The sequence below is a fragment of the Acidobacterium sp. FHG110202_01 genome, from assembly GCF_059115305.1.
In genome coordinates, this window is sequence record NZ_JBZYWJ010000005.1 from 226,919 (window position 1) to 247,432 (window position 20,514).

Below are 20,514 nucleotides of genomic sequence, written 5' to 3' on the forward strand. Positions count from 1 at the left end.
CCCAGACTTCAGTGGGTCATTCCGTTACTTCAATCATGACCAGATATCTGATCGACGAAGAGAGTCATCGGACAGGCTGTCGTCAGTTTTTAGCTTCGAGAATCTGAATTCCATCCGTGCTTCCAATCACGACCCGGCTCGCCATCCCTAAGAAAAGCCCATGTTCTACTACTCCGACGGTCTCCTTCAAAGCAACGGCTGCCTGCTCCGCAGTAAGTCCCGACTTGGGCAGGTCGCAGTGCAGGATATAGTGCTGTCCGTCGGTGATGTATGGCTTGCCGTCATCATTTACGCGCAGCTCGGGCGCAAAGCCGTGATCGCGCAGGCGCGCGGCGGTGGTCTCCCATCCGAAGGGAACGACTTCAACCGGCACAGTGAAGATCGAGCCGAGAGTCTTCACCAGTTTGCGCGGATCGACAGCGATGAGCAGGCGGCTGCTGGCCATGGCGACAATCTTCTCACGCAGCAGCGCGCCTCCATGGCCTTTGATCAGGTGCAGCGTGCCTTCTTCAACCTCATCGGCACCGTCGATCGTCAGGTCAAGATGTGGCTGGTGGGCAAAGTCGGTTATGGGAATGCCGAGCGAAACAGCCTGGCGGTGCGACTGTTCCGAAGTGGCGATGGAGGTAATGCGGAGACCTGCAGCGACACGGCGGCCCACCTCTTCGATGACGAGCGCCGAAGTCGAGCCTGTACCAAGGCCGACGGCCATTCCATCTTCAATCTGGGAGGCGGCCCATTCCGCTGCTTTGCGTTTCGCTGCTTCTGCCGGGTCGTGCTGGGTGGATAATGTCATAATTCTTCGGTCATATCACGCCACGAGGCAAAAATTCCAGTCGTTCTGTAAACACAATGGCGGCCACGAAAGAAAGCGACCAACGGGAGCGGGCAGAAAAATCGAAACCGCTCCCATTGGCAGAAATTGCGCCGAAGGCGCGTGTGCCCGTGCGGCCAGCACCTAGGAGCCGAGGTACATGACGTGAACGTAGGTTCCCAGGCGAGTGTTGTAGGCCAGGTACCAGCCGGGGTGGTCAGGGTCTTCGTAGAGCACGATGTAGTCTGAGTCCCATAGCCAGTCATTGCAATAGGCGACGTCATCGGCGAAGACACTGAAGTAAAAGCCACCGAACCAGAAGCGCGACGGGCCTCCACCGACAAGACGCCAGCGGTGCGCGGGGCCAAAACCGCCAGTGAAGCGGCCGTGCTCCCAGGGATGGTCGAGATGAAAGCGAGCCTCGCCAGGGCCATAGTCGTGACCTACCCAGCGATTTCCATCAACGTGGGGCGCATTCGGGTGGCCGGCCCTGTCAGCAAAGTTACGGTTCGGACCCATGTTCGGAGTGCCGTGAAATGGTGCCGGGCCGCGCATGGGAGCAGGATGCTCACCACCGCCGCCGTGCGGATGCTGTGCAAGTGCAGGTATGCCAAGCAGGACGAGTGAGCTGACTGCCAGCGATAGTGTGAATGGTTTCAAGACAACCTCCGTTGAACATTCCGAGACGAGGCAGCCCTCGGTGCTCCATGCGTCTCAGCGGAAACAATTGTAGCTGTACTTGTGCTTTCTCCGCATATCGAAGTGCCGAATCTTTACTTAGCTAAATAAGTTAGCTAAGATGAGATGCATGGAAGTCAACATCCATGACGCCAAGACGAACCTGTCAAAGCTGATCCAGAGGGCCGAGAATGGCGAAGAGATTATCATTGCCCGGGCCGGAAAGCCTGTGGTGAAGCTCGTGCCTGTTCCGAAGAAGCCCAGGCGTCGCATCCTGGGTTCGGCTAAAGGGAAGATCTGGATTTCTGATGACTTCAATTCTCCTGAAACCAATAAGGAGATTGAAGACATGTTTTATAACAGCCAGCTTTTTCCGGATGAAGAGAAGTGAGGGCCCTCCTCGACACGCATACCTTTTTGTGGTGGATCAGCGATGATGCGCGGCTGTCTGCTCGCGTCAAGCGAATCATCGCTGATCCGAAATCTGATTTGCTGGTTGGGTACAGTTCGCTTTGGGAAGCAACCATCAAGATACAGAAGGGCACACTAAGGGTTCCCAGTAACTCCGTCGCCTTTCTTTTGGCAGAAATGGAGAAGAATGCCTTTCGCCTTCTGCCGTTGCGCTCAGAACATCTGCTCCGTCTTGAGTCGCTGGACTTTTATCATCGCGATCCTTTCGATCGGATACTCATCGCGCAGGCCATTGCGGAAGATATCCCTGTGCTGACCAGGGATGCACATTTCCACCGCTATCCGGTAAAGAGCATCTGGTAGATTTCTCGCCTAATTGCTCCAAAGTTTTGAGAGCTTTTATTTCCCGATAACCGAGACTACCTGCGCGTCAGATCCGCTCCATGCTTCTGTTCCGGTGTGCGTCAGCCGATGCGCCGCGTTGTCCCAGTGAAGACGCGTGATCTTTGCACCACCTTTTTCGTAGGCATAGGTGTTGCCGTCATCCTGGAACAAGGTGAAGTCAGCGTCGGTTCCAGGATAGACACGGACCTTGGCAATTTTCTGTTCCTGCGCAGTGTTCTCAATATATGAGCCGAGCGGAAGGATGGAGCCTGCGCGGACGAAGAGCGGAATAGTGTCGATGGGTGCACTGACGTTGATGGTCTGGCCGCCTTTCAAGCGCTGATTGGTCCAGTAGTTGTACCAGTCAGCGCCTGAGGGAAGATAAACCTGGCGACTGGTTGCACCCTGCTCGGTTACCGGAGCCACAAGAAATGCCGGTCCGAACATATATTCATCGCGAATGTCAGCGACGTTCGGATCGTTGGGGAAGTCCATGAACAGCGCGCGCATAAAAGGTGAGCCCGTCTGATAAGTCTGATAGCCAAGCGAGTAGATATAAGGCAGCAACTCATATCTTAGTTTCAAATACTTCTCTAAGATCGGCTCTGCCTGCCTGCCATAAGACCAGACTTCGTTATAGCGGCGGCTTCCATGTGTGCGGAAGATGGGAAGAAAGGTCGCGTACTCAAACCAGCGCGTATAGAGCTCGGGGTAGTCATCGTAATTGCCGACATTGTCACGCACGCCGGATGGATCAAGCAGAGGCGGATGCGCAGGGTGATGCATGTCAGGCAGGGGCTGCCATCCGCCGGTATCATTGCTCCAATAAGTCAGGCCGGACGCGGCGAAGTCGAGACCTGTTGGTATCTGGCGCTTGAAAGCATCCCATGTTGCTGTGATATCCGATGACCAGAAGATGGCGCCGTTGCGCTGCGCGCCGAGATAAGCATCACGCGAGAGAATAAGCGCGCGATGCTTATCTCGGCGGAAGCCGTCGGCGAGCGCTGCCGTGTGAAAGAGCGGATACACGTTGAAGAATTGCGTGCCGGGGCCAATGTGCAGGTAGCTTCCGTTCGGCGGAATATCGGGCTCAGTCTCATCGGCCCAGATGGAGTCAAAGCCTTTGCTCAGGATATGTTCCTTGATACGGTCCCAATACCAGTGCGCAGCGTCAGGGTTGGTGGTGTCGATATCGGAGCCGGCTTTGTCATAAGGCAGGCCGTTGGTGGGCGTACCGTCGGCGAGATGCTCGAGCCAGCCTTTCTCGCGGAGAAAATCGTAGTAGCGCGAGCCGAGCTCGAAGCGCGGCCACACACTGATCATCGTCTGAAAGCCCATCTCATGCAGCTGTTTGTTCATCGCTGCCGGATCAGGCCACAGGTCGGGAACAAAATCAAACTGGCCCATCTTAGAGTAGTAGAGCCAATCAACGACGATCACATCGGCAGGCAGATGGCGCTCGCGATAGCCCTTGGCTACGGCCAGGACCTCATCCTGTGAGCGATAGCGCTGCTTGCACTGGATATATCCATAAGCAGCTTTGGGGAGCAACGGAGTAGGTCCGGTGAGCAGGCGATACCCGGCATAAATCTCATCCGTAGTCTTGCCCGCGATCAGAAAGAATGAGATGCGATTGCCTGTCTCTGATGTCCAGGCAGTGCGCTCATTGAATCCGGGAGCGATGGTGGTCTTCGATGGATTGTCCCACAGGATGCCATAGCCGTAATTTGTAACCATGAAAGGCACACATACGCTCTGGCCGCCGGCTGCATTGTAATCATGCCAGCAGCGGACGACATGGCCGCGATGATCGAGAAAGCCTTCCTGATTCTGGCCGAGGCCATAGTAGCGCTCGTCCTCAGGCGAAACGAAGCTCGCGCCAACCTGATAAAACTCCGGATCAGTGGAGCGGCGATCATAGAGGGCCTGCGAATTGCCGTCTTTATGATTGAGCTCGGACATGGACCAGCCGCTCATCTCAGCAAGCAGCTTGCCGTCAGTTGTGGCGAAGGTAATGTCCGCTCCGGGAGTTGAACCGCTGAAGTATTTTCCCGGATCCATGATGGATTGCGGCGGACGAGTCTTGCCCTGGCGCCACCCTTTCAGCGTCACAACCAGCTGCGAGGATTGATACACCTCATCCACATCTTTCTTCTCATGATGCCAGCCTTCCGCAGCAGGAGTAGCAATCACGCCGTAGCCGGCAGCGGCGAGAGCCGGTTCTTTCTGCAGGCTGAGCGTGACGCGGATGATGTTCGGTGCATAAGGCTCGAGCACAATCGTGGAAGGCCCGCGCTCGATAACGACACGCTGGTCTGTTGCCTGTGCCTGTGCGAAAAGAGATATGGCCGAAAGAAGAACTGCCAGAGAAAACTTGCGAATCATCCGCGTTTCAGACTCCCCTTGTCTCCGCGTATGAGTCTAAATCGTTTTATTTATTGTGGCGAAATAAAAGCGCTCCAGGCGCGGAGAGCACAACAAACGCAGATATTTGAAGTCCTACTCGCTCTCCGTTACGCGTAAATTGCCAAAGGGGATGCGGAGCTGCCGTATCCTCTGCTGCTTCTTTTCTCTCTCATAAGAGCGGAAACGCGCCTGCAGAAGATCCTGGAGGTTGATGAGGCCGGCAAGGTTTCCGGTGCCGGCTTCAACAACCGGCATCTCGCTGATGTGCGCGGCTGCCATCCGTTCTGCCACCGCGCGCAGAGTTTCGTCTGCGTAGGCGACATGTTCTGCCGGGTACTGTGCAGGATCAGTGTCACTGCACTCACGCATCGCCTGAGAGACGGTCATGATCTCCAAAGGATCGACGGAGTATTCGCGGCTCAGGTGATATCCACGGCGACTGAGGCGTTCTGTCAGGATCGAGCGCCGCTGGAAGAGCACCGTGAATGCGTGCGCCGCAACGGAGCTGCCGAGAAGAGGCAGCATCAGGCTGTAATTATGAGTCAGTTCCATGGCGAGTACCGCTGCGGTAAGAGGGCAGCCGATTGCTCCTGAAAGAACTGCAGCCATTCCAATCAGCGGCCATGCGCCGGTTTGGAGAAATGGCAGAGCCGGCGACAACAGCGCGCCGAGCGCTCCGCCGATCATGAGCAGCGGCGCAAGAATGCCGCCGGAGGTCCCGGAGCCGAGCGAGAAAGCCCAGATAATGCTTTTCACGATGAGCACTCCAGCAATCAGCTGCCATGTCTGATTGCCGCCGATCAGTGATGCGATCACATCGTATCCGGTGCCCAGCGCGCGCGGGAAGATGAGTCCGCCAAGACCGATCACGATGCCGCCGATGGCCGGCCACCACATCCAGTGCAAAGGAAGATGATTTTCAAAGAGGTCTTCGCTTGCATAAACGGCGCGGCTTAACAGAAGCGCCAGCAGACCGCCAATCACGCCCACCAGAAGCGCGGCAAGAACCGAGCGCGGCGTGACTGTGCCCATCATCTCTGCCATGGGGAAGAGAGGACCATTGCCGAGCAGATAATGGCGCAGTGCGCCCGCAGTGGTTGCAGCAACGGCAACCGGCACGAGGCTTCGCGGACGCCACTCGAAGAGCAGCAGCTCAACGGCAAGCAGAACAGCAGAGAGCGGAGTAGCAAAGACTCCAGCCATGCCTGCCGCTGCTCCGGCAACCAGCATGGTTGTGCGCTCGGCGTCGCTTAAGCGAAACATCTGTCCGAAGAGTGAGCCCACCGAACCTGCAGTCATGATGATGGGGCCTTCCGCGCCGAATGGACCGCCGGAACCAATTGCGATAGCTGCAGAAAGCGGCTTGAAGAAGGCCACGCGTGCATCGACTTTTGCGCCGTGGATGAGAATCGCTTCAATGGCCTCAGGCATTCCATGGCCGCGAATCTTGCTCGATCCATAGCGCGCCATAAAGCCGATGATGATGCCGCCAATGATCGGGATGAAGACGGCAAGCCAATGCAGATGGTTCTGCGCAGGCGAGACGAACTGCCAGCCCAGCCGGTGATAGTAAAAGATGTTGGTCGCAGCGTAAATAAGGTGCAGCAGAAGATAGGCAAGTCCCGCTCCGGCAGCGCCAAGAATCAACGCCAGGCCGCTTAAAAGCAGCATGCGTGGATCGGCAGTGAAATCGCGCAGATGCGAGCGGAAGGCGGAAGTCAGCGGCGGCAAGATCAGGCTCTCTTTCTCTGCGGTTCGCTCTTCATCAGTAAAACTCGGCGAAGAGCGCGAATGAGCTCGGGGCCAGCCTCTTCGAGTTCTTTCAAATGGTAGGCGGCGAGCGAGTTCAGCAGGCGTTCGCCCTGTGTGGTGACACGCAGCAGGATGCGGCGATGATCGGTCGCATCCGGAATGCGCCGCAGCAGGCCCTGTTCGACGGTGCGGTCTACAAGCTCGACAGCGCTGTTGTGCTTGAGCAGCATGCGCGCAGCCACATTCGCGATGGTGGGATCAAGCCCGTCAGGTATGCCATAGACGCATTGCAGAAGCTGGTATTGCTGAGGGCGAATCCCGGCGCCTTCCGCAGCGGCTTGGCTGAAGTGCAGGAAGCGGCGGAGCTGGAAGCGAAACTCGGCCAGCCGCTGCACCTGGCTGCGGGTGAACGTCGGCTGATCTATGGCTCGGAGGGCCTCTGCGGTGGATGGCATATTTATATCGTAACACGATAAATCGTATTGCGATATGTTCCTCCATCGCCGGATTTTTGCAATGGCTGGCTCGCAGAGGCCGAAGCACGCACAAGTTCCTGAATGTATGCTGGGCAGGATGGAAGCATTTGACGACGGCCTCACAAAATTCGAGGCAGACGGTGCTTTGCCGCTGCCGGACACAAACGATCAAGGTTATGTCGAACATGACGGCGCCCGCATCTGGTATGCCGCTTTTGGCTCGGGCTCGCCCGTCATTCTGCTGCATGGCGGGCTCGGTCACAGCGGCAACTGGGGTTACCAGGTTCCCGCTCTCATCAGGAGCGGCTACCGTGCCGTGGTGATCGACAGCCGAGGTCATGGGCGCAGTACTCGCGATGCGCGTCCGTTTTCTTATGAATTGATGGCATCCGATGTTCTGGCAGTGATGGATGCACTGCACATGGAAAAGGCCAGCTTCGTTGGCTGGAGTGACGGTGCCTGTATCGCATTAGTCCTTGCGGCAAGAGCCCCTATGCGCGTATCGGGAGTATTCTTCTTTGCCTGCAATATGGATCCGAGCGGCGTAAAGCCATTCGAAGCCACTCCAGCTTTGAACCGCTGTTTCGCCCGCCACACAAAGGACTATGCGCAACTGTCGCCCACGCCGGATAACTTCAGGCATCTGGTCGAAGACGTTTCTCTGATGCAGAGAACACAGCCCAACTACTCAGTGGGCGATCTCGCAAAGATCTCCGTGCCAGTGATGATTGTGCAGAGTGAGCACGATGAATTTATCAGGCGTGAACATGCAGAATATCTCGCGCGGAGCATTCCGCATGCTCGGTTCATCGTTCTCCCCGGCGTAAGCCATTTCGCGCCGCTACAAAAGCCGAAGCAGTTCAACTCCGCTATACTTGCGTTCCTTGGCAGTAACTAGAACTTATCAGGTGAAATGGCAGTGCCAGCCTCAAAAAATTCCCAGAAATAAATTTTCCCGACAGCTTGTCGAATTCCGGTCTGGCCATTTGTCGTTGTAGTGCAGGCCCGGCAGAGAACCCCGCCTGCACGACTTTACAGGAGAAGACAATGCCGCAATATTTAGTTGCTGGTTACCTCCCCGACGACTTCGACCCGTCCCAGATGGACGAAGCGCTGGGCCGCGAGATCCACGCGCTCAACAAAGAGATGATTGCTGCCGGCGTCAGGAAATTCGCTTGCGGCCTTGGGGCCGCGAAATCGCTGCGACCGCAGACCGATGGCGGAGTCCTCATCACCGACGGGCCGTACCTTGAGACCAAGGAACACATCGGCGGTTTTTGGATATTGGAATGCGCTGGCATGGACGAGGCGCTGGCGTGGGCGCGCAAAGGCGTCGTCGCTACTCGGGGGCAGGTCGAGGTGCGAGAGATATTCTTCCAACCAGCGAATGATGGCCAGACTTAGGAGAGGAGACTCGCAATGAGAAAGCTCAGAATTTTCGAACACATCTCGCTGGACGGCGTGATCCAGCACACAGCCGATGACGGAGATTTCCCCTACGGCGACTGGACCGCGCCCTATCGGATCCCCGCTGGCAGAGATGCGATCCTCGCCGCGTATGGCGGGAGCTTCGATCTGCTGCTTGGCCGTCGCACATACGATCTCTGGTCGGGTTTCTGGCCAAAGGCGCCGAGCAGTCCGATGGCGGACGGCCTCAATGCGGCGACGAAATACATTGCCGGGCCTTTGAAGACCGGATAGTGCACCGGAAAATTCGAATGGTTGCGGGGGGCCCGATACGTACCGAATTTAGACAGTTTGTGCATCCTATTCCACAGCGAGTTTTTCCACTGCTCCGCATAAGGCGGGCAAAAGAATCTTGACCTTAGAGCGTAGTTTCCGGGTTGCCGACGAACCAGCCAGAGCTGCGAAGACATGCCGCATTGGCAGACTCCGCACTTCTTTCCCTTCGTCCTTATGACTCCCTTTTGATTTCCTTGAGGAGGCTGATCATGCGGTGAACAAGGGGGTCTACATTGCTACGAGACCATAGAGCAAACGTGTCCAGCGGCCCGATAGAAAAACCTGGAGTTCGCAGCACGACCCCATCAGGAACAAAGTCGTTTGCAGAGGATGGAAGGAACATATATCCCACGCGGGCCTTTGTCAGGTTGACGCCGGTCTGAAAATGCTCCGCCATTTGATATCTATCCAGCGGCATATGATTCTTCAGAAAGGCCGCCGCGATGGATCAGCGATTTCTCCAAAGACAAGCCGATGACGGTCATCTTTGTGTCCGGTGACGATCAAGCAGCAAAAGACAAAGTGGTCTCGCTTCTTGAAGAAATTGGTTTTGCCGGAATTGACTTGGGCTCATTGCGCACAGGCGGAGCTTTGCAACAACTTGGAGGGCCTCTTTCAGCCATAAATCTCCACCTTGTTGAGCGGCTCCGCTGACGGCAAATGTGCATGCTGGTCGGCGGGAGAAAAAATCTCGTCGAACGAAGAAGTTCTATGAAAGCAATCTGTGCAGGTGAAAGCGGAGAGGTGGACATTAGAGACGTGCCGCTACCCGAGCGTCCAGCAGACGGGCACTTAATCATCCAGATGGAGTCTTGCGAGATCAATCCTGGCGACAAATTTTTTCTGGAACGAGCTACGCCCCCGTCCTTCGGACGACGCGTCCATAGCATCTGGGGCGTCTCGGGAATTGGAAAGGTCGTTAAGGTAGGCCCCGAACCATTCATTCAGAACTGTTTCGTTTTCGGGAGTTGCGAGCGAGTTCTTTGCCTAATGAACCTCCGTTAGAACTGGTATTGCGGCAGCTCTCTAAAGTCAGGTGTGAAAATTCGGTTATTTCGGTTCACGAGCGGAGTGGAAACCAGAGAATTCGATTGCCGTATACAGTTTGCGCAAAACGAAGTGGAATGCTTCAATAGCAGCATTGCGGAAACTTCTTGCCATCACGTTGCTGGCCCTACTGGGTCTGCCACTCGTCCAACCGCTCCTGGCATTGACGCCTAAGAGCGAGGCGAATCTGCCTGCGTGCTGCCGCAGGAACGGTAAGCATCACTGCATGTCGGGTATGGCGGAGCGCAGCCAACTGGCAAGCCGCGATCCGCAGTTCCAGGCACCCGCCGAGAAGTGCCCCTATCGCCCGGCAAGTGTAGCCGTAGTTCATGACGACGCCTTTGTTCCGCCGACAACGCAGGCGGTCTTTGCGGAACTGATTTCCCACCCCGCAGGCACAGCACAAACCGAATCCAAGCTCCGCATCTCCCGTGGCCGCTCGCGCCAAAAGCGGGGCCCTCCCTCCTCTTTCTCGCTCTAGTTCTTCTCCTATAAGCAGCTCCGAAGATTGGCTCTCCTCGTGAGTTTCCATGCGCATGAGCGTTTGTCCGCCCATCCCTCTGAGTTGCATAAAGGCCGTGCTGCATCTACGGCCAGCCAGAACCTATTGCAATCGAAGACGAGACCGTGCACACAGCTTTACAGCAAAGGAAGCAGAGATGGAGTGGCCAGATGAGCGCATGGCTCCTGATCCTCAGCCTTCTTTTGCCTTTCGCACAGGTCGGATTCAGTTCTTCGCAGGCTCTGGACGCAACATTACCCGCGTGCTGCCGAACGCATGGCAAGCACAAGTGCGCGATGCGCATCGTGATGCACGCAGAAGGACAGTCTGAGCAATCCTCCTCAACTCCACAGATTGCCCAACTCACGGAGAAATGTCCCTATGCCCCTGGATTAGCACTGTCGGCGCATAGCAACCCGTTATGGAATCAACCGAACGGGTTGGCTCAATTTCGTGACGAAGATCGCAGCACTCCAATCCGGATCGCAAATGTCGAGCACGTCAGTCCCACGGATCGCGCCAATCCCAAACGAGGTCCACCCAGCTTCAGCGAAATCGCCTAAGACAACGATCTTTTGGCTTGCAGCCGCATGGAGCTGCCACAACGCTGGAGACGATAATGTTTCGATCTGCTCGACCTACTATTCTCCTGACTCTTATTTCTTTTTGGGTCTTCTCGATCCCATCGTGGGCACAAGAAGCCCGCAATCATGCCAGTCTGCACGGAGTAGTCACCGATTCGACGGGGGTGCTGATCTCCGGCGTGACGATTACCGTGAAACCCACGGGCAACGAAACTGCCTTCACAGCCGTTACCAACCGCGAGGGGCAGTTCTCAGTCCCCAATCTCGTCCCCGGCGCCTATGAGGTCAGTGCGGAACAGCTCGGCTTCAACCGCATCTATCGCACTGTCATTCTCTCAGCCGGTCAAACCACTGAGATTTCACTTCCGCTCACGATCAACCTTGTCAGCCAAAACGTCACGGTGACGGCACAGACTGCCGCTGTGACCGAGGCCCCAACCGCTCAAACCATCACATCGGTGGACCGGCAGGATACTAAAGACTCCGCGGACTTCACGATTCAGGAAAGTCTTGCGTTGGTTCCCGGCATTACGGCCATCACCGGCAACGGGCCGCGTGACATTTCCATCTCGCTCCGTGGTTCCAACGACCGGCAGAGTTACGGCATCCGAAACGCAATTCTCTTTGATGACGGCTTTCAAGTGACGCAACCGGACGGCCTTGGCCGCGCTGATCTCATCGACCCGCACGCTTACGAGTCCATCGACGCCGTGCAGGGGCCATCTTCCACGATGTACGGGAACAACGCCAATGATGGCGCAATCTTCTTTCATACGCGACCGGGCGCGGACGTTCACGGCATCGACTTCGGAACGGATGTTGGAAGCTATCAGTTCCTCAACAACTATGTCACCATCGGCAATGCAGGTGACATCTACGATTACTCCGTCTTTCTGAGCAATACACGAGGCAAGCAGAGCTATCAGGATCACTTCGCCTTCAACACGGTGACGGCTAACATTCTTACAACCGTCTCCTTAAGCAAGCAGGATCGCATCGCCTTCAAGTTCATCAATAACAATCTTGATACTGATCTTCCGATCCGTCTTTCTCTCAATCAATACAAGCTGAATCCGTTCCAGCAGGGCTGTGCCAACTACACCTCCAGCACGCCATCGAGCCAGGGATGCGCCACAGTCAGCCTGTACATCAACGGCTTTACAGGCAACAAGGTGTCATTGAGTGCGGATCAGGCCGGCCTTGGACGCCATGACCGCCGCACCGTGGTTGGCGCGCGATGGGAGCATGATCTGACCGACAATACCACCTGGCGCACGCAGGGAGTGTGGGATGTCAAAGACATCGATCAACCCACAGGGACAACCAGTGCCCGCGGAGCGACACCGTCTTTCATCTTCCTGAGCGATGGCACCCGTAAAGGACTTCTCTTCGGCCATCGTTCTACCACCTATGGTGGAGGGTTCTTCAAGTACGAGGATACCAACTCAAACAGCTATAACGTGATGCCTGGAGGAGATGCGACGCTTGGCGCATATATCTCTGGCTCTGTTGGAACGATCCTCGGTGCAGGAGGCCGCATCCGTGAAGAACTCTCGCTTGGAGAGCGTGTCACTGTCGTCGGCGGGCTCGGGTACGAGCACACGAATCTTTCGGCCAAGCAAACTCTCTACAATTACTCCGCTACAGGCACGCCATCGACTCAGGTTGTCACTGCAAATCGCACCTTCGACAACATTGCGCCGGAGGCAGCCATCCTCTTGAGGGTTTCGGATTCTCTGCGGATTCATGCGCGGCTCGGGACGGGCTACGGAACACCAACCAACACATCATTCTTTGTGACGCCGCAAGGAACTTATGGCAACAACACGCAGCTCAAAGCTCAAACCAATGTCGGCATCGATCTTGGTGCGGACTGGTTCGTAGCTCGAAACATTGAGTTGAGCGTGACCGGATTCTATGAGCGTTTCGCCAATGAGAACGTGAACCAATCCCCCGGCGCGGGGCTTCTGAGCTATACCTTCAACGCCCCATCCTCAGCGCACCGTGGATTGGTCGCAGGTCTGAACTGGCATCCATTGCCAGAGTCGGTCAGTGGTCTGCGCTTCCGCGCTGCGTATCAATACGATGCCCAGGTCTACCGCGATTACACCGAGCAACTAAGCGCGGGAAATTTTACTACCTCATTTGTGCGTAATGGGAACCGCATCCCCGGCGTTGTCCCCAACAACCTCAATGCACGGCTGATCTACGACAAGTCATCCAGCCGATACGGCAACTTCGGCACATACCTCGAAACCAACTATCGCTCCGACTACTGGCTGGATAATGCCAACCTACTCGCCGCACCGTCGGCCACAGTGTTCAACTTTGATGTCCACTACGATCCCGCTCCCGGTCACGGGTTCTGGTCACGAACACACTTCTACTTCGATCTACAGAACCTTGCCAACCGCTTGTATGTCGGATCGGCAAGCAATATCACCAACACCATCAGTTCAACGACGGGAGAGCAGAATGGCGCATCGACTCTGGCCTCGGCTACGGGCTCGATCTATGCGGGCGCACCTCGACTGTCGATTGGAGGATTTCGTATCAAGTTCTGACGCTGGATAAACTCGTTGGCCAATCTTTCTCGGTTGGCTCACGACAAATGCCGTACCTCAATCACCGACACAGGAGATCACTATGGCTACCGTATCGTTGGCATCATCCGATACTTCCAAGAGATTGGACTATCGCACCGTTTGGCGCTGGCACTTCTATGCAGGACTCTTCTGCATTCCATTCATTCTATGGCTTGCAACCACTGGAACCATCTTTCTCTTCAAGCCACAAATTGAGCGGTTTCTTGATCGCCCCTACGATCATCTTTCCATTGGAGAACGTGCTTCGGCCAATCAGCAAGTGCAGGCGGGGCTCGCCGCCGTGCCGGGTTCTACGCTCGATGCCTATGAGCTGCCTCACACACCCACCTCCGCTGCACAGATTCTTGTAGATAAGGGCACGCAGCAGTTTCGTGTCTATGTCCATCCGCAGACCTCACAGGTTCTGCATGTCGTCAACGAAGATATGCGCCTTGAAAAGGTGATCTTCCGCCTGCATGGTGAATTGCTCATGGGGAACTTCGGCTCCGCGATTGTGGAACTTGCTGCATCGTGGGCCGTGATTATGATCGCCACCGGCCTCTACCTCTGGTGGCCGCGTAACGCCCAAGGTCTCAGCGGCGTGCTCTACCCGCGTCTCCGGCAAGGACAACGCATCTTCTGGCGGGATATTCACGCTGTCACGGGCATCTACGTTTCTTTCTTCGCGCTTTTTCTGCTCTTTACGGGTCTACCCTGGGCGAAGAGTTGGGGGAGCTACCTCAAAGCCTGGCGTCATCTGTCCAATGGCCACGCCGTTCATCAGGACTGGACAACCAGCACATCGGAAGAACTCGCCGCCCGCGCGGCTCGTACTGGAGGCAGTATGCAGAACATGCCGGGGATGAGTGTCTCCGAACATGTGTCTCATGGTCACCACATGGCTGGCGGTCCCGACGCCTACAAGCCTCTGGATCAAATGATCGCAGTGGTCGCTCCGCTTCAACTCGCTAATCCGGTCCTGATTTTTCCGCCGACGAGCCAGGGGGGGAACTGGACTGCCAAATCCGATACGCAGGACCGGCCTCTGCGCGTCGATCTTGTTCTCGATCCAACAACGGGAGCTATTCTCAAGCGCACCGATTTCCATTCCAGACCGTGGCTGGATCGAGTCATTGGTACAGGAATCGCTGCCCACGAAGGACAACTTTTTGGCGTGGCGAATCAGATGCTCAGTCTATTTACTGCGGTTGGGTTGATTGCGCTCAGTCTCAGCGGCTTCATCATGTGGTGGCGTCGGCGCCCCGAAGGGGTCTTGGGAACTCCGGTCCCTATACGTCGCATCCGTTTTTCTTGGGGACTCATTGCTTTCATCATAATTTTTGGCATCTACATGCCGTTCCTCGGAGGATCAATGATGATCGTTCTCCTTACGGAAAAATTTGTGCTGCGGCGGCTGAAGCCAGTAAGTCACTGGCTCGGATTACAGCCGGTTTCCTGAATAGGAGCGCCTTGGCTTTAGAATCAAACCCGAGGCTCGACACGATGGCAGAACTAAGCAGGACAGGGATTTCTCTCGAACAGGATTTGTTGGCGGGATTCGACAAACTCATTGCGCGAAGGGGATATAAGAATCGTTCCGAGGCGTTGCGTGACATGATTCGTGACGCGCTTCTCTCAGAAGTGATCGACTCCAACAAACCTGTAGTCGGTACGCTGACGCTGGTCTACGATCATCATGTGCCTAATCTGTCGCAGAAGCTGACCGAAATGCAGCACCACGCCGGCACGATGGTGCTTGCGGCAACACATGTCCATCTCGATCATCACTACTGTCTTGAGGTCATCATCATGAAGGGCAAGAGCAAGGATATTCAGGAGATGGCTGACCGCATTCTGGCAACACGCGGAGTGGAGCTAGGCAAGCTGGTGCTGACCAACTCGGGCGCTGCGCTCAAGACGGCGAAATAGCACCCACCTCTCCCCGCCGGTAGCAAATTCTTGTCATATTACCATTCTTAAAATCGTGTTATTAATGATGAGTCATTGAAATTCATTGCGAGGACCTGATCTAGGTTGAACATTGAAGTCGGGGAGTCATCATGGTTATTTAGTAACACAAAAATTAAAATAGTGTTACCAATTTTATGGATAATGGCGTCCGCAATGACCGCACCTGTCCAATCCCATGCAGCCAGAGTTGAAGACACAGTGCTCGATCCGCAGGATCATCCATCCGCCACGAGTGAACAGGCTTATCAGTTGTCAGGAACTGTCGTCGACGCGTCCGGCGCGGTGATTACCGGGGCTACCGTGCAGGTTCGAAACGCGAACGGTGCCGTACTGAAAACGACACAGTCGGACAGGAACGGATCCTTCATTCTTTCTGGACTTCCGGCGGGTAATTATCGGCTCGTCGTATCGAATCCTGATTTTGAAATCAAAGAAATCCCCGTCACCATTGGGACCACAGAGGCGCCGGCCCCGTTGCGCATCTCTCTGGCAGTGGGCTCTGTGAGCACCACTCTGAACGTGCAGGGCCGGGAAAATGACCTCATTGGAATCGCCAATTCAGCCACCCAGGGAATGGTGGGCGCGAAGGAAATCCAGGATCGTCCGATTCTTCGTTCGGGAGAAATTCTGGAGACGGTTCCCGGCGTCATCATCACGCAGCACGCCGGCGGCGGAAAGGCCAATCAGTATTTTCTCCACGGATTCAACCTGGACCACGGCACGGATTTCGCCATTTTCATCGACGATATGCCGCTCAATCTGCCGTCGCACGCGCACGGTGAAGGGTACTCGGACATGAACACCGTCATCCCGGAGTTTGTAAGGCGAGTCAATTATGAGAAAGGGCCTTATTACGCCGATGTCGGCAACTATGGCTCGGCTGGCTCGGCTCATCTGGAATTTTTCAAGACTCTTCCCCGGAATTTCATCCAGGTGGAAGGCGGAATGTACGGCTATGGGCGAATGGTTTTCGGCGTATCGCAAAAGCTCGGCATGGGCAATCTGCTGTTTGGCGGCGAGGTGTATCACGATGACGGCCCATGGAAGCACCCGGACGACTACTTCAAATACAACGGATTGCTGACATACAGCCAGGGCTCGGAGGCCAATGGCTTCAGCATCACGGCGCGCGGCTACCACGGGAAATGGAGCTCGAGCGATCAGATCTCCGAAAACGCCGTTCCGCTCGTGGGCTTCTTCGGCACTGTGGATCCGACGGATGGCGGCAGGTCAGAGCGGTACAGCCTGCAGGGAGAGTGGCATCGTCAGGACGCAAGCTCCCTGACCAAAATCACGCCCTACCTGTTTTATTACGACCTCAATCTCTATTCGAATTTCATCTACTACTTGACGGACCCGGTTCGCGGCGACCAGTTCAATCAGAACGACAGGCGCTGGGTGGCCGGGGTAGGTGCGCACCACACGGTTTTCAGTGAATGGGGCGGCCACAAGGTGCAAAACACCTTCGGCTTCCAGTTGCGCAACGACTGGATCGGCAACGGCCTTTACCAGTCATCGCATCGCGTGCGCATGGACAAGACGGATTCAGGAACAGGCAACATCCTGCCTGCAACCACCCAAAGGGACAACTTTACGGATACGCTGATCGGCCTTTATGGGGAGAATCGAATCCAGTGGGCGGAAAAATTTCGCACCGTCGTGGCGTTGCGTGGCGACATTACCCATCTGGACGTGACGAGCCTTGTGACTTCGGCCAACTCCGGCACGGTCACCAAGGCGATCCCCAGCCCGAAGGCAAGTTTGATCTTTGGTCCGTGGGCAAAGATCGAGTTCTATCTCGAAGGAGGCTCCAGTTATCACTCGAACGACGCGCGCGGCACAACGCTGACGATTGAACCGGTTTCCGGGGATAATCCTTATCCAAATGTGCCTGGCGATAAGATTCCTCCCCTGATTCCAACCAAAGGCGCGGAGTTTGGCGTCCGCACCACGGCCGTGCCGCATCTCAACAGCACACTTTCGTTCTGGTATCTGCACAGCAAATCCGAGCTGCAGCAATCCGGCGACACTGGAGGCACAACGGCTTCCTCGCAGCCGAGCGACCGCTACGGCTTCGAATTAGCGAACTACTGGACACCGGCGGAACACTGGGCCATTGATTTCGATCTGGCGAACTCGAAGGCGCTGTTTGCTGATGTAGACGGTGACGATGCGGCGCCGGACAGCCCCGGCGGCAGACGCGTTCCAGAATCGGTTGGATTGGTGATTGCCTCGGGCGTCACATTGCACGATCTCAATAACTTTTCGGGCAGTCTGCGCCTGCGCTACTTCGGCCCGCGTGATCTGACATCTGACGGAATCTATCACTCCAACGCTACGGCGTTGCTCAATGGAGAGGTCGGTTATCGAATTGGTGAGACATGGCGTGTTTCGGCCGAATTTTTGAATTTGCTGAATCGCCGCGACCACGACATCGACTATGCCTATGAGTCCCAGATAACGCCGACAGCCATGCCGGCATTCACAGACGTCTTCCACCCCGTCGAGCCCTTTCAGGTGCGATTCTGGTTGGGAAGAACTTTTTAACAAATAAGAGAATCATGGCGATGCTCTTACCGGTTGCTCGACAGAGCAGATTCATGACGAATCTTGATGGTGCTTTTTGTACTGTCGATGCAGGCATATAGGAGCCACTTGCCGTCAGGGGACACGACCAGGCTTGGTGTACCTAATGACAGCGCCTGCTTGAGCTTTCCAGCCGCCATGATTCGGCCATCCCGGAAGGAATAAAAATCAAGCCTCGCCGCCGCTGCATCGCCTACTGCGAAGTAGAGCCCATCTTTGCTCACAGCCCAATCCAGGTCCGGATCAGGATGAACTCCCACTAGTTGCTTCAGTTCACTCCCATCGGTTCTCTCAGACGCGATATTATGCTCTCCTCGTCCATTTCCATCGAAGAAAAATAACATTTGACCGTCCATGGATTCAGCGGGAAACAACGTATCCGGCGGAGCGATTGGCTGAGCAGCACCGGTAGATAAGCTCCGTCTCCACAGTTGAGGCATACCGCCCCGGGTAGTATCGAAGTATATCGATTTCCCATCGCGTGACCACCCGGGCCTGCGTACTTCAAATTGCTCATGCTCGAACAGTGTTGGTTTCCCTCCCAAGGCCGGCATCGTATAAATCTCAGAGTTACCGTTTGGCCTTGCGTCAAAAACGATCGTCTTACTATCAGGAGACCAGCGAATTGTTCCAAGCCACGGCCCCCCAAAGTGGGTCATCTGCCTGATGCTGGTCCCGTCGGCATTGGCAAACCAGACCTCGGGAGTTCCGGACCGATCCGATACGAAGGCAACCGTCTGACCGTCAGGCGAGAAACTCGGAGAGTGGTTGTGGCCCTGGGAAGCCAGAAAGCGGGCAGGAGCCCCAATGCGACCGTTCTCGATGGGCACTCGCCATATGTTCCAGTTTTCATCGCTCTCGACGAACGCCATCCAGTCGCCTGTGCGTGAAATCGCAGGATCCGATGCGGAAGCCGTATCCGAAGGGAGAGGTTGCGATTCGCCTCCATTCATGTCTATCTCACGGAGTTCGTATGATCCTCGCCGATTGGACGCAAAGACGAGATGCCGCCCATCCGAAGCCCAATCAACTCCCCGAACGTTCCTGTGGTCCGTCGTCAGCTGCTTGAGGCCTGTGCCGTCGGCAGCCATGGTGAAGATTTCTCCGGCGCCGTGGCTGATATAGCGTACAAATGCGATGCGCTTGCCGTCCGGGGAGAACCGTGGATAGCAATCCTCATCCTGCGGACGAGGCGAAGTGAGTGGTTTTCCTGCGCCCGAATCGACAGACATGAGAACGAGGCCTGCTCCGTAGTCCTTGCCGAGACCGTCAGTCAGGAGCAATTGCCGACCGTCCGGCGTCCAGGCAGGGCTCTGGCAACCGGAGAAAGGATTCTCGGAGGCCCATAGACCACTTGTGCCTTGGATGGTGCCAACCGCTCGTTCGGAGCCGCCAGCCGCGGGCTTCACAAACACTTCGGTGCCTGACTGGGATGGTCGAAGAAATGCGATTTCCCTCCCATCGGGCGACCATGCGGGATGAATGTCAGGCTGTTTGTTGTCCGTCAAGCGGACAACGCCGCTCGTCTTGAGGTCCTTTATATAGATATCGTAATTGTCCGCGCTTCCATCCCAAACATAAGCCACTCGGGTTCCATCAGGGGCTATCGAGGGGCTGAATTGCTGTCCGATTTCGTTCGAAAAAGGCACAACATCGAAGCTGTCGGATTTTGCCTGAACGGCCCTGTGTAGAGAGATGAGCGACAAAACACCTGCCGCGGTCAGAAGTACAAGGAGGATTGCTACTGCAATTGTTGCCAGCCTTCGAAAGCGACGCCAAAACCCTTCAACCGGAGTAACCGGTTTTAGGGACTGAGTCAAGACCTCTGGGGCCGGGCGGCTGGAGGAGAGCTCGACAAACTCCGCAACATATCCTCCTTTGGGAATCGTAATCCGGATTGTCTCATCCGGATTATTACTGGCGGCGTATGCATCGAGCTTTGCTCTGAGTCGCCTCGCTTCGCTCCGAACTACGTTGTCGAGTTTCGGGTCCCAATCAGAGGGACGATCGAACACCTCGATGCCTATCTGCCTCTCCCTCAATGCGTCTGCATCATCATGCAAGGACCGTTCCACAACAAAGCGCAAGAAGCGCACCATGCGATCAGTTCGCCCAAACTCCGCGCTGACGGCAAGACGCTCGAGTTGCTTGCGTACTTTGTCGTGAAAAATCTCCATGGATCGATGGACGATGCAGTCCATTTGAAATCTTACATTCGGAAACTCGCCGGAATGATGAAATTGGGCAGCGTGACTGCTCAGCCAAATAGCAAGGTAACAGTAAATTAACAAAGCGCCGCTCGCTCAGTTGCGGCAACAGCAATCGACTGCATATCTGTCACATACGCCAGAGTGGGAACGACGTTCCCACTCCCTTGATGAGCCGTAGATCAGCGAGTTCCCACCCCCATACCCACTTGTTCACTCATCTGCGGTCGGCAGAGATTCGCTCTGTATCCCTTCTCCGAACCGGCATGGTGATTTTCCCCAAAGGGCCTGCCTCCGCGCGAGCAGGGATCCCGAAATTCACGAAACTTCTGCCCAGCAGACGCAATACTTTTGAGGAGACGATCCAA

General features: G+C 55.7%; 19 protein-coding genes. 12 read left to right on the forward strand and 7 right to left on the reverse strand.

Annotation, left to right across the window (positions count from 1 at the left end; translation table 11 throughout):
* Positions 1-82: 82 nt before the first annotated feature.
* Together rpiA and AC5S16_RS12460 are read right to left on the reverse strand one after the other, a co-directional pair.
* Positions 83-796 (reverse strand): ribose 5-phosphate isomerase A, encoded by a 714-nt coding sequence (gene rpiA, locus AC5S16_RS12455; protein WP_493930395.1) that lies wholly within the window; start codon positions 794-796, stop codon positions 83-85.
* A 162-nt stretch (positions 797-958) separates the two neighbouring features.
* Positions 959-1,474 (reverse strand): hypothetical protein, encoded by a 516-nt coding sequence (locus tag AC5S16_RS12460; protein ID WP_493930396.1) that lies wholly within the window; start codon positions 1,472-1,474, stop codon positions 959-961.
* A 148-nt stretch (positions 1,475-1,622) separates the two neighbouring features.
* On the opposite strand from AC5S16_RS12460, the gene AC5S16_RS12465 reads away from it, so the two are divergent.
* Entirely contained in the window at positions 1,623-1,883 is a 261-nt protein-coding gene (locus AC5S16_RS12465; RefSeq protein WP_493930397.1) for a type II toxin-antitoxin system Phd/YefM family antitoxin, read from the forward strand.
* Positions 1,880-2,266: a type II toxin-antitoxin system VapC family toxin gene (locus AC5S16_RS12470; protein WP_493930398.1), complete on the forward strand. Its 387-nt coding sequence runs from the start codon at positions 1,880-1,882 to the stop codon at positions 2,264-2,266. The genes AC5S16_RS12465 and AC5S16_RS12470 overlap by 4 nt, the downstream gene beginning before the upstream one ends.
* A 36-nt stretch (positions 2,267-2,302) precedes the next feature.
* Here the strand turns inward: AC5S16_RS12470 and AC5S16_RS12475 are convergent, their stop codons facing one another.
* The 3 genes from AC5S16_RS12475 to AC5S16_RS12485 form a co-directional block, all read right to left on the reverse strand.
* Positions 2,303-4,672 (reverse strand): glycoside hydrolase family 31 protein, encoded by a 2,370-nt coding sequence (locus tag AC5S16_RS12475; RefSeq protein WP_493930399.1) that lies wholly within the window; start codon positions 4,670-4,672, stop codon positions 2,303-2,305.
* A gap of 114 nt (positions 4,673-4,786) precedes the next feature.
* A complete protein-coding gene (locus AC5S16_RS12480; RefSeq protein WP_493930400.1) occupies positions 4,787-6,424 on the reverse strand; it encodes a chloride channel protein in 1,638 nt (545 codons plus the stop codon).
* A 2-nt stretch (positions 6,425-6,426) separates the two neighbouring features.
* Positions 6,427-6,900: a MarR family winged helix-turn-helix transcriptional regulator gene (locus tag AC5S16_RS12485; RefSeq protein WP_493930401.1), complete on the reverse strand. Its 474-nt coding sequence runs from the start codon at positions 6,898-6,900 to the stop codon at positions 6,427-6,429.
* Between the two features lie 61 nt (positions 6,901-6,961).
* Between AC5S16_RS12485 and AC5S16_RS12490 the strand changes: the two genes are divergently transcribed.
* From AC5S16_RS12490 to AC5S16_RS12500, 3 genes are all read left to right on the forward strand, one after another.
* A complete protein-coding gene (locus AC5S16_RS12490; RefSeq protein WP_493930402.1) occupies positions 6,962-7,819 on the forward strand; it encodes an alpha/beta fold hydrolase in 858 nt (285 codons plus the stop codon).
* Positions 7,820-7,968: 149 nt separating this feature from the next.
* The gene (locus tag AC5S16_RS12495) at positions 7,969-8,325 is read left to right on the forward strand and encodes a YciI family protein (protein ID WP_493930403.1); all 357 of its coding nucleotides are present in this window, start codon (positions 7,969-7,971) and stop codon (positions 8,323-8,325) included.
* 15 nt (positions 8,326-8,340) lie between these two features.
* Positions 8,341-8,622, forward strand: coding sequence for a dihydrofolate reductase family protein (locus tag AC5S16_RS12500; RefSeq protein ID WP_493930404.1), 282 nt, complete (start codon positions 8,341-8,343; stop codon positions 8,620-8,622).
* A gap of 214 nt (positions 8,623-8,836) precedes the next feature.
* Here the strand turns inward: AC5S16_RS12500 and AC5S16_RS12505 are convergent, their stop codons facing one another.
* Positions 8,837-9,061, reverse strand: a complete 225-nt coding sequence (locus AC5S16_RS12505) for a hypothetical protein (RefSeq protein ID WP_493930405.1) — start codon at positions 9,059-9,061, stop codon at positions 8,837-8,839.
* A gap of 77 nt (positions 9,062-9,138) precedes the next feature.
* On the opposite strand from AC5S16_RS12505, the gene AC5S16_RS12510 reads away from it, so the two are divergent.
* From AC5S16_RS12510 to AC5S16_RS12540, 7 genes are all read left to right on the forward strand, one after another.
* Complete coding sequence (locus AC5S16_RS12510) at positions 9,139-9,318, forward strand: hypothetical protein (RefSeq protein WP_493930406.1); 180 nt, start codon at positions 9,139-9,141, stop codon at positions 9,316-9,318.
* Between the two features lie 487 nt (positions 9,319-9,805).
* Positions 9,806-10,192, forward strand: coding sequence for a hypothetical protein (locus AC5S16_RS12515; protein WP_493930407.1), 387 nt, complete (start codon positions 9,806-9,808; stop codon positions 10,190-10,192).
* A 191-nt stretch (positions 10,193-10,383) separates the two neighbouring features.
* The gene (locus AC5S16_RS12520; RefSeq protein ID WP_493930408.1) at positions 10,384-10,776 is read left to right on the forward strand and encodes a DUF2946 family protein; all 393 of its coding nucleotides are present in this window, start codon (positions 10,384-10,386) and stop codon (positions 10,774-10,776) included.
* Between the two features lie 56 nt (positions 10,777-10,832).
* A complete protein-coding gene (locus tag AC5S16_RS12525; RefSeq protein ID WP_493930409.1) occupies positions 10,833-13,361 on the forward strand; it encodes a TonB-dependent receptor domain-containing protein in 2,529 nt (842 codons plus the stop codon).
* Between the two features lie 82 nt (positions 13,362-13,443).
* On the forward strand, positions 13,444-14,841 hold the full coding sequence (locus AC5S16_RS12530; protein WP_493930410.1) for a PepSY-associated TM helix domain-containing protein: 1,398 nt from the start codon (positions 13,444-13,446) through the stop codon (positions 14,839-14,841).
* 11 nt (positions 14,842-14,852) lie between these two features.
* Complete coding sequence (nikR, locus tag AC5S16_RS12535; RefSeq protein WP_493930411.1) at positions 14,853-15,311, forward strand: nickel-responsive transcriptional regulator NikR; 459 nt, start codon at positions 14,853-14,855, stop codon at positions 15,309-15,311.
* A 195-nt stretch (positions 15,312-15,506) separates the two neighbouring features.
* The gene (locus AC5S16_RS12540) at positions 15,507-17,900 is read left to right on the forward strand and encodes a TonB-dependent receptor (protein ID WP_493930412.1); all 2,394 of its coding nucleotides are present in this window, start codon (positions 15,507-15,509) and stop codon (positions 17,898-17,900) included.
* A gap of 26 nt (positions 17,901-17,926) precedes the next feature.
* Here the strand turns inward: AC5S16_RS12540 and AC5S16_RS12545 are convergent, their stop codons facing one another.
* Positions 17,927-20,140, reverse strand: coding sequence for a TolB family protein (locus tag AC5S16_RS12545; protein ID WP_493930413.1), 2,214 nt, complete (start codon positions 20,138-20,140; stop codon positions 17,927-17,929).
* Between the last annotated feature and the right edge of the window lie 374 nt (positions 20,141-20,514).